Source organism: Rhodococcoides kyotonense (assembly GCF_001645385.1).
In the GTDB taxonomy this organism is placed as follows: domain Bacteria; phylum Actinomycetota; class Actinomycetes; order Mycobacteriales; family Mycobacteriaceae; genus Rhodococcoides; species Rhodococcoides kyotonensis_B.
The window spans coordinates 805118-817968 of the sequence record NZ_LVHI01000012.1 but is presented as its reverse complement, the minus strand read 5'-3'; the positions used below and the strand labels follow the sequence as shown (position 1 = coordinate 817968).

Below are 12851 nucleotides of genomic sequence, written 5' to 3'. Positions count from 1 at the left end.
CGTACGACGCTATGAAATTATCGACACGAATTTTTCGAGTTTAGGAGCACGACGTGGAAATCCAGGACTATCTCAAGATATTGAAGACCAGATGGATGATCATCGTCGTCACTGTCGCCGTCGCGATTCTGGGCTCGCTCGCCGTCTCGCTTCTCACCACACCGACGTACCAGGCATGCAGCCGGGTGTTCGTGTCGACGTCCGGCGGCTCGTCGGTCAGCGAGACGTACCAGGGCAACCTGTTCTCGCAGCAGCGCGTCGCGTCGTACTCCGAACTCGTGACGGGGGAAACCCTGGCCGCACGCGTCATCGACGAACTGGGATTGACGGCTACCCCGGCCGAGGTCGCGCGCGACACCACGGCCAAGTCGACGCCCGACACCGTCCTGCTCGACATCTGCCACACCGGAACGGACGCGGCGACGGTCCGCGACGTCGCGAACTCGATGGCGACCCAGCTCACCACGCTCGTCCGTGAACTCGAAACCCCGGAGGACGGCGGCTCTCCGACGGCAGGCGTCCGCCTCGTCGAACAGGCGCAGACACCGTCGACGCCCGTCAGCCCGAAGACGAAGCGCAACCTCGCGCTCGGTGCTGCCGTCGGTCTGCTTCTCGGTATCGCACTCGCCGTCCTGCGCGACCGTCTCGACAACACCATCAAGGACCGCAAGACGCTGGAGAAGTCCGCGAATTCGGCGCTCGTCGGCAACATCCCGTTCGACAAGAGCCTCAAGGATTCGTCGATCGTGTCGTTCGGTGCCGGACATTCGTCGAGCGCCGAGGCGTTCCGCGAGCTGCGCACCAACCTGCAGTTCCTCGAGGTCGACAATCCGCCGCGCGTCATCGTCGTCACCAGTGCCGTCCCGTCGGAGGGCAAGACGACGGTGGCGATCAACCTGTCGCTCGCGCTCGCCGAAGCCGGCCATCACGTCGTCCTCGTCGAAGGCGACCTGCGTCGGCCGCGCGTGTCGAAGTACCTGGGTCTCATCGGGTCCGTCGGACTGTCGACGGTCCTCGCGGGACAGGCGGGTCTCGACGACGTCCTGCAGCCCAGCAAGTTCGTCGGACTCGACGTGTTGGCGTCGGGGCCGTTGCCGCCGAACCCGAGCGAGCTGCTCGGCTCCGAGGCGTCGCGCCGCGTCATCGAGGACCTGCGTGGCCGGTTCGACTACGTCATCGTCGACGGCGCACCGCTGCTGCCGGTGACGGACTCCGCGCTACTGACGACACACAGCGACGGCGCGCTCGTCATCGCACGCCACGGCCACACGTCCGAAGCCGAACTCGAGCGCGCGACAGGCAATCTGACCACCATCGGTGCGCACATCCTCGGCGCGGTCTTCACGATGACGCCCACCTCCGGCCGTCGTGGCGGAGACGGCTACGCGTACTACTACGAGACGGACAAGTCGGTGCCGAAGCAGGTGTTGAGCCCGGCGCAGCCCAGCGTCCACTCGACTGCCCAGCCCGCTGCCCAGCCCTACGACGGCGGCCCGGCTCGCAACGGCGTCAGCGAGGCGTCGCGCTACAAGTAACTTCACCGGTCGTCTCGTTTGAGTCGATCATGCTTTCGAACATATGATCGATCGGTGGACGGATGGGATGGTGGTGCGCACCCGCGGCGGCAGCCGTTCAAGGTGCTCACCCCACCGGTCAAGGTGCTGGTGGATCTCGCGGTGCTCTACCCGCAGCCACCGCACCACACCGGCCGCTACACCGCGGACGGGTTCGAGGTCCGCACCGTCGTACCGGCTGATCTGACGGAGTGGTCGATGACGGTCGACGGCGACTGGATCGGCCGCGTCACCTATCAGTTGATGTCGAAGGATCGCAGCGAGACCGTGACGCACTGGGTGCCGAGCCGAGTGCTCAAGCCGCTCCGGTGACCGACACCGTCAGCGTCGGCGGATTCTGCTGCGGCACGACGACGATGTCGGATCTGTCGACGGACGTCCCGATGAACGCCTGGAACACGCCTTCCGACGCCTGGGCCGTGTGCACGAAGACCGGCCCCTCGGCCTCGGGAGCCGTCACCGTCGACCGGACCATCTGCGTGGTGTCCGCGGACGGATCGGTGATCAGGTCGAGCTGCAGAATCGACCGCCCCGGCACGTCCACCGTCTGGTCACTGCCGTAGACGGCTGCCTCGTCGACGTAGCGCGCCACGTAGTTGAGGACGCCGTCGCCGTCGAACGTGAACACGGCCGCGCCGTCGGCGATTCGGACGTCGGCGATGGTGAACGTGCTGTCGGGCGGCTGATCCACGAAGCCCGGAACGACCGACGGCGAACCCGTCGGCGGGGGAGCGGGCGTCGGATATCCGACCGTCATCGATCCGGATGCGTAGTAGACCTGATGCGTCGTCGAGGGTTCGGTCTTTGCCTCGGTACTCGTGTTCTGGTCGCCGCTGCACCCCGCCACGAGCAGCGCTGCAGCCACGAGCGCTGCCGCCGTTCGCATGGCACGACTGTATACCGAGCCGTGCGATGAGAAGATACGGCGGTGAAGACCGGTGAACAGGTGGTGCAGGAGCTCCCCTGGAAGTGGGCAGTGCAGGGACGAATCTTCGTCATCGGCGGACTCGGCTACATGTTCGATGCCTGGGACGTCGCACTCAACGGGTTTCTGACGCCTCTGCTCGGAACGTATTGGGATCTCTCGCAGGCCGAACGCGGACTCGTTGCCACGGGCAACCTGATCGGCATGGCCGTCGGCGCCGTCGTGTGGGGCACGATCGCCGACCGCGTCGGACGCAAACGCGCGTTCTCGCTGACCCTGCTGATCTTCGCGCTCTTCTCGGTGCTCGGTGCGTTCTCGCCGAACTTCGAGATCTTCGTGTTGCTCCGATTCTGTGCCGGATTCGGCCTCGGCGGCTGCATTCCCGTCGACTACGCCCTCGTCAGCGAGTTCTCGCCGCGTCGGATACGCGGAAAAGTGCTGTCCGCCATGGACGGATGGTGGCCGATCGGCGCGACCGTGTGTGGCGTCGTCGCCACGATGCTCGTGCCGATCGACGGCGACACCCGCTGGCGCGTCATGCTGCTTTTCATGGTTCTGCCTGCGCTGCTTCTGTTCTGGGTTCGCCGCGGAATCCCGGAGTCGCCGATCTATCTCGCCAAGGTCGGCCGAGAAGCGGAGGCGCGGGCGGTGATCGACGACATGGTCGTGCGCACCGGAGCCGTGCCCCAGCCGTACGAGATCGTCGCCGAGACCGCGCCGAAGCGGTCCGCGCTCGCAGGACTGCAGGCAGTGTGGAGTTACAGCTCGCGGATCACGTCCGCCGCGTGGCTGCTCTTCGTGTCGATCATGTTGCTGTACTACGCCGCACTGAGCTGGATGCCGTCGATTCTGCGCAGACAGGGCTACGACGACTTCGCCGCATTCGCAGGCACGACACTGATGACCGGGGTCGGCATCGTCGGCGTGATCGTGTCCGCGTACCTCGTCGAGGTGGTCGGGCGTAAGTGGGTCATCGGTATCTCGGGGCCGGTGGCGGGCGCTGCGCTCGTGGTCTTCGCGATGATGCTCGACGCCGGATCCGGTGCACTGGTGTGGCTCGCGGTCTTCGGTTTCGTCGTGCAGATCGCGATCCCGGTGCTCTACTGCTATGTCTCCGAGCTCTATCCGACGACGTTGCGCGCCTCCGGTTTCGGCTACGCGTCGTCGGTCAGCCGTGCCGCGACGGGATTCGCTCCGCTGCTGTTCGGGTCGGTCCTGTGGCCGGTTCTCGGCCTGCCCATGACGTTCGCGATCGTCGGCGGGCTCGTCCTCGTCGCGGTCCTGTGGATGGCGTTCGCGGCCCCGGAAACGAAGGGCCGCGAACTCGACACCCTGGTCGACGACCGCGAGGCCGTCAGCGGCAGGTAGGCACGTCCACCGTCGACGTCGACGGCTGCACCTGCGGTTGCACCGGTGCCTGCGCCTCACCCGGCGCCGTCGGCTCGATCAGGTCGAACTCGAGCACGTTGGTCTGTCCGGGCTCGGTCACGATCGGCGTGTAGAAGAACGGGTGCCCGCGCTCGCTCGCCGTCACCAAGAACACCGGATTGCCGTTGAGCGTGACGTTCTCGAGCGTCGAGCCCTGCGTCGCGTACAACTGCACGACGCTGCGGTTGGTGCCAGGAGGGCCGCCGAACCGAGTGGACTCGTTCTGACGCCCCGCGACGTACACCGGATATTCCTGAGCCGGTGCGTTGTTGGTGATCTCGGCGACGACCTTGGTGGGACGCGTCGGGCCCTCGCACGATCCGCCCGTGTACGTGACGTCGCGCTGCAGGTAGTAGTCGAGTTTTCCGCCCGCACCGTTGGTGACCGCGACGGCCGCGTACGGGGCCGGGGAATCGGGAATCTCGTGCCCGATCTTCGTGGGACCGATGATGCTCTGAATCGCGGGGTCCGCACTCCATACCGCGATGTGACCTTCGCTCGTGGCGCGGCCCAAAGCTTCCAGCAGTGCTGCGGGAGAGCCGATGTCACCCTGCATCTTCGTCACGACCCTGGCCGCGATCTCCTGCAGGTAGTCCTTGCGGGCACGATTGTCGTCCTGGAAGCGGAAGTAGGCGTCCGACTGCGTGATACGAACGACGTTGTCGGCGTCGATGACTTCGCCGTCGGCCATCGTCACGGGCCCGACGACGTCCAGTACGTAGCTGAGCGCAACCGGATCCGTCGCAAGGGCGCCGTCGACGATCTCACCGGTCTCCTGCTGCCACATCGACTGCCAGATCTGCCCCGCGTACGGGAAGTGCGGACTGATGTTGCTGTTCTGCCAGTTCTGGGTCGCCTGGTAGCGCTCCTCGTACGCGGCGTAGAAGTCGGGACCGAGGTCGATGGGGTCGTAGCGTTCCTTCAGCTCACTGTTCCGGGCGAGATCGTCGACCTGCACACGGCCGTCGACGGCCGTCACGATGCCGAAACCGCCCATCAGCCCGCCGGTTCCACGCGACTCCGCATTGGTCTGAAACGCCATGAAGTAACTACGCGGCCCGTCGGCGCCCATCATCGACGGCAACACCTGCGACGCGATGCTGGTGTTGGTCAGAAGCGTCGACAGTTCGTGCACCTGATCCTGCAGTTGACTCCGCGCGTCGTCGACCTGGCGGAGGTACGACGGCTCGGCGATCTCGGCCGCGCGTGCGTTCAACGTATCCGCCGCCGACGCGGCCTCGGTGAGCGCGGGGGCCGCGTCGCGCAACGCCTGGACGTCGATACGGCCGTCGGGAGTGCGAAGACGCTTGGGATCGAGCGCGGTTCCCACCTCGACCGCCGGTGCGAGGACATCGGTCGCGAGCCCGTCGACCACCTCGGTGATCTCCGAGACCGTGCGCAACGGGCTGCCGACGAACGGGATCGCCGACGCGGCCCGCCAGATCGGCGAACCCGTCGCGCTCGCGGCGTCGCTCGACGTGCGGACCGCGTCTGCAGACTGCGCGGACGCGCGCTCGCTGTTGCCCGCCAGCAGGGCAGCCCTGGCAGCACCCGCGTGGTCCTTGGCCGCAGTCAGATTCGAATACGCGCTGTACGCGGTGTATCCGAGCCAGCCGCACAGCGCGAACAGCACGAGGACGACGACACCCGACCCGAGGAGGACGCGTCGACGCGTGCGGTGCCGGTTGCGACGAGCATCGGCATGACGACGTCGTCGTAACCGATTACGCCGACGGGAATCGTCGGTCCACCCGCCGTACGCGTCGTAGGAGTCGAGACTGCGTCTGCTCATCGTCGAAAAGGGTCCCTTCGTTCGCGTAAGCGTACAAAGCGGGTGCCGGGGAGGCGAACTGGGAACGGGTCGGGTGCAGGCACGCCTCGGCCGCGCAGGTTTCAGCGAACGCGCGGGTTGCAACGTGCGCATCCGCTGAAAGGTGCGCGGGGAGGGGCCGGTGACCTCGACGCCCACGTCGAGCAACGACCGAAGCCGGGAATTCTTATGTTCAGGCTGATTTCAACTACTGACAACGTGCGCTGAAGGTTCGACGATCGAACGCATGACCACCGCAGTAGACAAGCCCGTCGGCGTGCTCGTTCCCGGCTCGACCGAATACCGCGCACTTCTCGCGACCATCGCCGAGGGAGCGAGCAGGCGTGACCTGGAGGATCAGAACCCGTTCGACCAGATCGACGCACTCCGGCGGGCGGGCGTCGGAGCGCTTCGACTCCCGAAGGACATCGGCGGTGGCGGGCTCACCGTCCGCGAACTGTTCGGCGTCATCGCGGACATCGCCGAGGCCGACCCGATCGTCGCGCACATCCTGCGCACCCATTTCTGGTTCGTCGAGGAACGACTCCGTCAGGCGACCGCCGTCGACTATCCGGGATTCGAGAACGACCGCTGGATCCAGCTGATCCTGCAGGGCAAGATTTTCGGCAACGCCAGCAGCGAGCGCGGCAGCCAGGCCGTCGGCAACTTCAAGTACGGAACACACCTGACTGCGTACGGTGACAAGTTCCTGCTCGACGGCGAGAAGTTCTACAGCACCGGCACCTTGTTCTCCGACTACGTCAGCATCTGGGCCGACATCGACGGTGTCGCCGTCGCATCCGTCATCGTTCCCACCGATCGCGACGGCGTCGAGATCGTCGACGACTGGGACGGGATCGGTCAGCGCCGAACCGGGACCGGGACAACACGATTCACGTCTGTGTCGGTGACCGAGGACGACATCGTCTCGCGCATCCCGCTCGACGCCGCGCCTGACCCGTCCTATCAGTTCGCATTCCTCCAGCTGTACTTGCACGGTCTCGTCAGCGGAATTCTGCGCAGCGTCGTGACCGACGCCGTCGACCTGATCGGAAGCCGCACCCGCGGGTTCGCGCATGGACCGACCGAAGAGCTGACGCGAGACCCGTTGCTGCAGAACGCAGTCGGACAACTGGCGAGCACGGCATTCGCCGCCGAGTCGACGACGCTCGCTGCAGCGGATGCCATCGACGCCGCCTACGAGTCTCTCGTGAACGCCGTTCCCGACGCCGATCTCGCGGCCCTCGCGTCGCTGCGTGCGTCGCAGGCGAAGGTGCACATCGACGACATCGCGACACGTGCGGCGACGGTTCTGTTCGAGGTCGGCGGCGCATCTGCCGCGTCGCGCGCGAAGAACCTGGATCGGCACTGGCGCAACATCCGCACGATCACGCTGCACAACCCTGCCGCGTACAAGGCTGCTGCCATCGGCAACAAGATTCTCAACGACGAGCCCCTGCCGTTCAACGGCTACTTCTGATCGAACTCACGCACAAGGGAATTCACATGTCACGCGAACTGCACCTCGCAGGCTTCCTCATCGCCTCGCACGTCACCCACTCTCATGCCGCGTGGCGGCATCCGGCGTCGGAAACCGATTATCTCGGACCCGACTACTACACGCGCGTCGCGAAGACGCTCGAACGCGGCAAGTTCGACTTCCTGTTCTTCGCCGACCTGCTGGCCACGCCGGTCCGCTACGGCAACGACATTCGCGTTCCGTTGAGCAGTGGAACTCAGGCGTCGGCGACCATCGATCCGTCGTTGGTCGCAGCCGTGCTCGCGGGCGTCACCGACAAAATCGGCCTCGCGATCACGAAGTCGACGACGTACTTCCACCCGTACGAACTCGCACGCATCTTCGCGACGCTCGATCACCTCAGTCGCGGGCGCGCAGGCTGGAACGTCGTGACGTCGCTCAACCAGGCCGAGGCTCAGAACTTCGGAATCGACAACCATCTCGGTCACGACGAACGCTACGCTCGCGCACAGGAATTCCTCGAAGTCGCGTACAAGCTCTGGGGCAGCTGGGAGCGCGACGCCCTCGTGCAGAACAAGGAATCCGGACTGTTCGCCGATCCGGACAAGGTGCACACCGTCGACCACGACGGGGAATTCTTCAAGACGCGTGGCCCGCTCACCGTGCCGCACTCGCCGCAGAGCCGTCCGGTCATCTTCCAGGCCGGATCGTCCTCGACAGGAAAGGATTTCGCGGCGCGGTGGGCCGACGCGATCTTCGAGATCGACCCGACGAAAGAAGGACGCAGGGCCTACTACGACGACGTCAAGTCCCGCGCGTCGAACTTCGGCCGCAACCCGGATGACATCAAGATCTTCCCGTCGTTCGTGCCGTTCGTCGGCGAGACCGAGTCCATCGCGCGGGAGAAGCAGGCGTTCCACAACGAACTCGCCGACCCGATCTCGGGGCTGATCACGCTGTCGGTGCACACCGACCACGACTTCTCGCAGTACGACCTCGACGCACCCATCGAGGAGGTCACCGTCCCCGGTAGTCAAGGCCTGTTCGACGTCGCACACCGCTTGAGCGACAAGGACTCGCTCACGCTGCGCGACATCGGAAAGCTGTACGCACAGGGTGTTCTGCTGCCGCAGTTCGTCGGGACGGCGTCGCAGATCGCAGACCAGATCGAGGAAGGGTTCAACGGCGGGGAGGCCGACGGCTACATCCTGTCCGCAGCACAGGCGCCCGGCACGTTCGACGACTTCGTCGACCTCGTGGTCCCGGAACTCCAGCGCCGCGGGTTGTTCCGTACCGACTACACCGGAACGACGCTGCGCGATCACCTCGGCCTCGCCGACGCGAGTTTGGAAGTGCGCTCCGCACCCGTGCGCGCTTAGTCGGACCCTGGGCCAACCAAGCACGCACGAGCGGCGCAGCGCCTGGGTTTCGCCCACCTCGGACCGGGTATCCGCCCGGTCCGCAGTGGCCGACCGGCGGTCACGGGAGGGGATGTGAAGTCATGCGAATCGTCAGTTTGATCGTCCTGATCTGGCTCGTCATCGGAGCCGTCGCAGTGTTCCAGAGGGGATACGCCTCCAGCGCGCCGGAGAACTGCGCGGGCGTCGGAACCATCGCCCTCACCGTCGTGGCCGGTCCGCTCAACTACGTAGGGGTCAACCCCAAGGTGACGGACTGCAACCTCCCGCAGCCGAGCCAGTAGCAGACGACATCGATGCGCCGTGGCAGCCGTCTACCGGTTGCCGCGGCGCATCGATGCCTGTTCGGGTACGTGAGCTTCATCGCTGGCCGAGGCGTCGTCGCGCGTCGCTGCCTACGCTGGACGGGTGATGCGGAGAAGCCGATGGATCGTGGTGGCCATCGTGCTCCCGGTCATCGTGATGTCGGTGGTCGGAATCGGCGGCTATGTGACATTCACCAAAGCGCGCATCGATCCGGTCTCACGCGCCGACGCCATCATCGTCCTGGGCGGCGAACACGACGGCCGTGAGGCATACGGAGTCTCGCTCGCCGAGCAGGGCGTCGCCGACACCGTCGTGCTGTCCGACCCGTACGGGCCGAAAGACCCCGTCATGAAGAAATACTGCGGCGCCGACACCGAGAAGTACACGGTGCTCTGCATTCCACCCGAGCCGAGTACGACGCGTGGCGAAGCGATCTTCACCCGAGAACTCGCGCGAGAACGAGGGTGGGACCACGTCGTCGTCGTCAGTTGGCGCTACCACCTGCCGCGAGCGCGCTACATCTTCGATCAGTGCTTCGACGGCGACGTCACGATGCAGGCCGTGCCGCGCACCTACAACTTCTCTCTCGTCTTCTGGGAGTACACCTACCTGTACCAGGTAGCTGGGTTCGTCAAGGCCGCTGTCCAGGGCGACTGTCAGAACTTGGAGTAGAGCGTCACGCCGGACTTCAACAACAGAATTCCGAACATCACGCACGCGACGCCACCGACGACGTTGGCCGCGAGGAAGAGCGCCGCGTCGCGCACTCTGCCGTCGCGTATCTGCGTGACCGTGCACAACGCGACCGACGACATCGGTGCCAGGCCGCCCAGGAATCCGAAGCACACGACGCCGACGATCCACTGCGGCGGTGCTGCGGCGATGACGACGCCGAGTATCCCGCACGTCGAGACGGTGAGAAGGAGAACGCGTCGGCGATCGGTGGCGGCCTCGGTCAACGCGACGTGCGTCAGAGCTGCGGCGCCGCCGCCGAGGGCGACGAGTAGAAGAGGGATCATCGACGCGCAGCCACCGGTCGGGTGATCAAGGCGCCCACTGCGAGAGCGACGACCGACAGCACCGGCGTCGTGACGATGTAGAGGACCGAGTGCCATGCGGCGTCGTACGTGACGCCGTGCAGCGCGTAGAAGCCGAACGTGGTGAAGCCGCAGGCGAGCCCGAGCACGCCGGCGCGCAGCATCGGAGCGCGTGAGCCCGACAAGTATCCGAGTGCGGCACCGAGCAGCAGGCACCCCACCACGTTCACCGCGAACGTGCTGACCATCAACCACCGCGACGAATCGCGTATCTGCCAGATCTGGAATCTGGCCACGGCGCCCACAGCTCCACCGAGGGCCGTCGCCGACAGCGAGGGAAGGCGATCGGTCGTCACCCGCTCGACTCTAGTGTGAAACCGACCCAACGCCAGGTGAGCGCGCAACAGCACCATGTGAGGGGTCGCGAGCCCTCGGGTATCTTGTTCTTCTGTGACCGTGGACGAGTCGGGCCTTGGGCCTCAACATTTCGACGTAGCAGTAGATTGGCGCGACGACATCGTCGTCGTGACCGTATCCGGTGAGCTGGATTTGGTGACCGCACCGCAGTTGTCGGAGTCCATCTCCTTGGTTCTCGGAAAATCGCCGGCAGCTCTCGTCATCGATCTGACCGACGTCGGGTTCCTCGCGTCGGCGGGAATGTCGCTGCTCGCCTCGACCCACCAGCAGCTCGGTGAGAAGGCGAGCTTCGCCGTCGTCGCCGATGGGCCCGCAACCGGTCGACCGCTTGCTCTCGTCGGCCTCGACCAGCTGTTCGGCATCTACGCGACCGTCGACGAAGCACTTACTGCACTCGATGCGGGTAAGTCCTGAAGTTTCGGGTATGACGCTCTCATGAAGGTCACAGCACTCGGTGGAGACGACACGCCGCTCGACGCTGCCACCGGACAGTTACTCAGCCCAGGTCGAGGGGACGTCATGCACCTGAACTTCGACGGCGAAGCCGCGGCCCCGGACCGGGCGTCCGCGCTCAGAGTCGCACTCGGCGAATGGCTCACCGGTCTCGAGGTCGAACCGGAGCGTGTGTACGACGTCGTTCTGGCGACGTACGAAGCTCTGGCGAACGCCGTGGAACACGCATACCAACAGGACGGCGCGACAGGGACTCTGGACCTGCACGCGTTGTACGCCCCGGAGACCGGTCAGATCGAAGTGACGATCTGCGACCACGGCGTCTGGTCCGTGCATGCCCCGGACGCGACGCGCGGCCGCGGCGTTCCTCTGATGCACGCGCTGGCGGACTCGACGACCGTCACGTCCGATCACGACGGCACCGTCGTGCGCATGGTGTGGGGCGCACCGCAATCCGCTTGAGGAGTTACCGCAAAGCCCGGACAGTCGCAGTTGTGAAGTAGCACAATCGCCTCAGGGTCAGCAGTGCCGGGCGTGGGGGATGAATCCACGGGGGACGGCGCCGGCGATGACCCGCACGGTAGTGACTCTCCTCGGCCTGTCGTCACGGCGAGGTGAGTCGCCGGGGTGGGAGGCGACGATGAGCGCGACGGTCACTGCGGGAAGTGTTCTGGCCGACCGATATCGGCTGCTCGAGAAACGCCCGTCACCGTCGTTCGCCTCGTCCTGGCGCGCACGAGATCTCGCGACGGGCCGCGAACTCGGAGTCAAGGTCGTCCACATGGACATGGTGCGACCGAACCGTCCGCGATCCGACGCGCTGGAGAAATTCGCGACCCCGTCCGCCGTCCCGCCGCGGGTGATGGTGACCCCGCCCTATGTTCTGTTGATCGCCGATCAGCCTGCGGTGCCGATCGAAAACGTTCCCGTCGAACCCCCGGACGCACCACGAATGACGTCGCGAACGCGACTGGCGGCGGCGATCGGTGCAGTGGTCGTGCTGCTGCTGTTCGGCGGTGCAGGGTGGTTGATCTCCACCACCGTGTTCGGCCGCGGCGTACAGAGCGTCGCGGTCCCGTCGTTGTCGGCTCCTCGAGGACCCGGGCCCTCGTCGGCCGACGTGCCGTTGCGGCCCGCGAGCGCACAGGCGTGGTCTGCCGTGCGCTACGCGGACAACGCGAACGACGCGGGCCGAGCCGTCGATTCCAATCCGGCCACACGGTGGTCGACCGACACCTACCGCAGCGCGTTCGGCGGTACCGAGCAGGGCATCGGTCTCGTCCTCGACTTCGATCGAACCGTCGACATCGACGAGATCTGGATCGCATCCGACGACGTCGGAACGGCCGTCGAGATCAGGACCGCGCCGGAGAAGGACGAGGGATTCGACGCGACCCAGGTCCTCGGCTCGGGGGTGTTGAAACCCGGTACGACGCACATCGCCCTCGATCAGGCGACCGAGACTCGCTCGGTCCTGGTATGGATTTCGGAACTCGCCCCGGCCGAGAACGGGTTCGAATCCTCGATCGGTGAGGTCGGCGCGTCCGGATCCGTCACGTAGCGCGCGACTCGGCGGCTCAGCGCCTGGGCGTCGTCGTCTCGGTGGTCGTCTCGTCCTCCGAACGATCGGCGGTGGTTCTGCGGGGACTGCGCGTCGTCGACGTGTCGTCCGTGCCGGTCGGCGCGGCCTCGGTGGTGGTCGGGGGCGTCGTGGTCGTCGTGCGCGGCTGCGTGGGCACGGCCACCTGCCAGGTGGGTGACGGCGGAACGGTGATGGCCGACGGCGTCGCCGTCACGGCGGTACTGAGGTCGGACCGCAATGCCGGTGGCGCGACCTGCTCGGCGGAATCGTCGAACGCGCCTCCGAGAGCGCCGATACCGAGTCCGACGGCTACTGCGAGTCCTGCGATTGCCACCGCAGATGTCGCGATGACCTTGTCACGCATCGTCTTGTCAGCCCTCACGCGAAGTTGCCGTCCCCTTGTCGGCGGCACCGATATCGG

Annotated in this window: 15 protein-coding genes; 10 read left to right on the top strand and 5 right to left on the bottom strand. The window is 66.0% G+C overall.

Annotated elements, in window-relative coordinates:
* The first annotated feature begins 53 nt into the window (after positions 1 to 53).
* Together A3K89_RS11870 and A3K89_RS11865 are read left to right on the top strand one after the other, a co-directional pair.
* The gene (locus A3K89_RS11870) at positions 54 to 1535 is read left to right on the top strand and encodes a polysaccharide biosynthesis tyrosine autokinase (protein ID WP_084423711.1); all 1482 of its coding nucleotides are present in this window, start codon (positions 54 to 56) and stop codon (positions 1533 to 1535) included.
* A 54-nt stretch (positions 1536 to 1589) separates the two neighbouring features.
* Complete coding sequence (locus tag A3K89_RS11865) at positions 1590 to 1886, top strand: hypothetical protein (RefSeq protein ID WP_068425568.1); 297 nt, start codon at positions 1590 to 1592, stop codon at positions 1884 to 1886.
* On the opposite strand, the gene A3K89_RS11860 is transcribed toward A3K89_RS11865, so the two are convergent.
* Positions 1870 to 2460, bottom strand: coding sequence for an AMIN-like domain-containing (lipo)protein (locus A3K89_RS11860; RefSeq protein ID WP_068425565.1), 591 nt, complete (start codon positions 2458 to 2460; stop codon positions 1870 to 1872). The genes A3K89_RS11865 and A3K89_RS11860 overlap by 17 nt on opposite strands.
* A 42-nt stretch (positions 2461 to 2502) precedes the next feature.
* Between A3K89_RS11860 and A3K89_RS11855 the strand changes: the two genes are divergently transcribed.
* Positions 2503 to 3867, top strand: coding sequence for an MFS transporter (locus A3K89_RS11855; RefSeq protein WP_068425562.1), 1365 nt, complete (start codon positions 2503 to 2505; stop codon positions 3865 to 3867).
* Here the strand turns inward: A3K89_RS11855 and A3K89_RS11850 are convergent.
* Complete coding sequence (locus A3K89_RS11850; RefSeq protein ID WP_068425560.1) at positions 3854 to 5719, bottom strand: DUF4012 domain-containing protein; 1866 nt, start codon at positions 5717 to 5719, stop codon at positions 3854 to 3856. The genes A3K89_RS11855 and A3K89_RS11850 overlap by 14 nt on opposite strands.
* 265 nt (positions 5720 to 5984) lie before the next feature.
* Between A3K89_RS11850 and A3K89_RS11845 the strand changes: the two genes are divergently transcribed.
* The 4 genes from A3K89_RS11845 to A3K89_RS11830 all read left to right on the top strand — a co-directional run bounded on the left by A3K89_RS11845 (position 5985) and on the right by A3K89_RS11830 (position 9613).
* The gene (locus A3K89_RS11845) at positions 5985 to 7217 is read left to right on the top strand and encodes an acyl-CoA dehydrogenase (protein ID WP_068425557.1); all 1233 of its coding nucleotides are present in this window, start codon (positions 5985 to 5987) and stop codon (positions 7215 to 7217) included.
* A gap of 26 nt (positions 7218 to 7243) precedes the next feature.
* A complete protein-coding gene (locus A3K89_RS11840) occupies positions 7244 to 8596 on the top strand; it encodes an LLM class flavin-dependent oxidoreductase (protein ID WP_068425554.1) in 1353 nt (450 codons plus the stop codon).
* A 122-nt stretch (positions 8597 to 8718) separates the two neighbouring features.
* On the top strand, positions 8719 to 8919 hold the full coding sequence (locus A3K89_RS11835; RefSeq protein WP_068425551.1) for a hypothetical protein: 201 nt from the start codon (positions 8719 to 8721) through the stop codon (positions 8917 to 8919).
* A 127-nt stretch (positions 8920 to 9046) separates the two neighbouring features.
* On the top strand, positions 9047 to 9613 hold the full coding sequence (locus A3K89_RS11830; protein ID WP_068425548.1) for a YdcF family protein: 567 nt from the start codon (positions 9047 to 9049) through the stop codon (positions 9611 to 9613).
* On the opposite strand, the gene A3K89_RS11825 is transcribed toward A3K89_RS11830, so the two are convergent.
* Together A3K89_RS11825 and A3K89_RS11820 are read right to left on the bottom strand one after the other, a co-directional pair.
* Complete coding sequence (locus A3K89_RS11825; RefSeq protein ID WP_068425545.1) at positions 9598 to 9960, bottom strand: CrcB family protein; 363 nt, start codon at positions 9958 to 9960, stop codon at positions 9598 to 9600. The genes A3K89_RS11830 and A3K89_RS11825 overlap by 16 nt on opposite strands.
* Positions 9957 to 10334: a FluC/FEX family fluoride channel gene (locus A3K89_RS11820; RefSeq protein ID WP_254303498.1), complete on the bottom strand. Its 378-nt coding sequence runs from the start codon at positions 10332 to 10334 to the stop codon at positions 9957 to 9959. The genes A3K89_RS11825 and A3K89_RS11820 overlap by 4 nt, the downstream gene beginning before the upstream one ends.
* Positions 10335 to 10428: 94 nt before the next feature.
* Here A3K89_RS11820 and A3K89_RS11815 point away from each other — a divergent pair, with 94 nt between their 5' ends.
* The 3 genes from A3K89_RS11815 (at position 10429) to A3K89_RS11805 (ending at position 12409) form a co-directional block, all read left to right on the top strand.
* Positions 10429 to 10809 carry an STAS domain-containing protein gene (locus tag A3K89_RS11815; RefSeq protein WP_068425537.1) on the top strand — a complete coding sequence of 127 codons (381 nt, stop codon included), beginning with the start codon at positions 10429 to 10431 and terminating at the stop codon, positions 10807 to 10809.
* A 21-nt stretch (positions 10810 to 10830) separates the two neighbouring features.
* Entirely contained in the window at positions 10831 to 11310 is a 480-nt protein-coding gene (locus A3K89_RS11810) for an ATP-binding protein (RefSeq protein WP_240930868.1), read from the top strand.
* Positions 11311 to 11416: 106 nt separating this feature from the next.
* Complete coding sequence (locus tag A3K89_RS11805; RefSeq protein ID WP_157105288.1) at positions 11417 to 12409, top strand: hypothetical protein; 993 nt, start codon at positions 11417 to 11419, stop codon at positions 12407 to 12409.
* 16 nt (positions 12410 to 12425) lie between these two features.
* Here A3K89_RS11805 and A3K89_RS11800 read toward each other — a convergent pair whose 3' ends face one another.
* Positions 12426 to 12812 (bottom strand): hypothetical protein, encoded by a 387-nt coding sequence (locus A3K89_RS11800; protein WP_254303497.1) that lies wholly within the window; start codon positions 12810 to 12812, stop codon positions 12426 to 12428.
* Positions 12813 to 12851 lie beyond the last annotated feature (39 nt).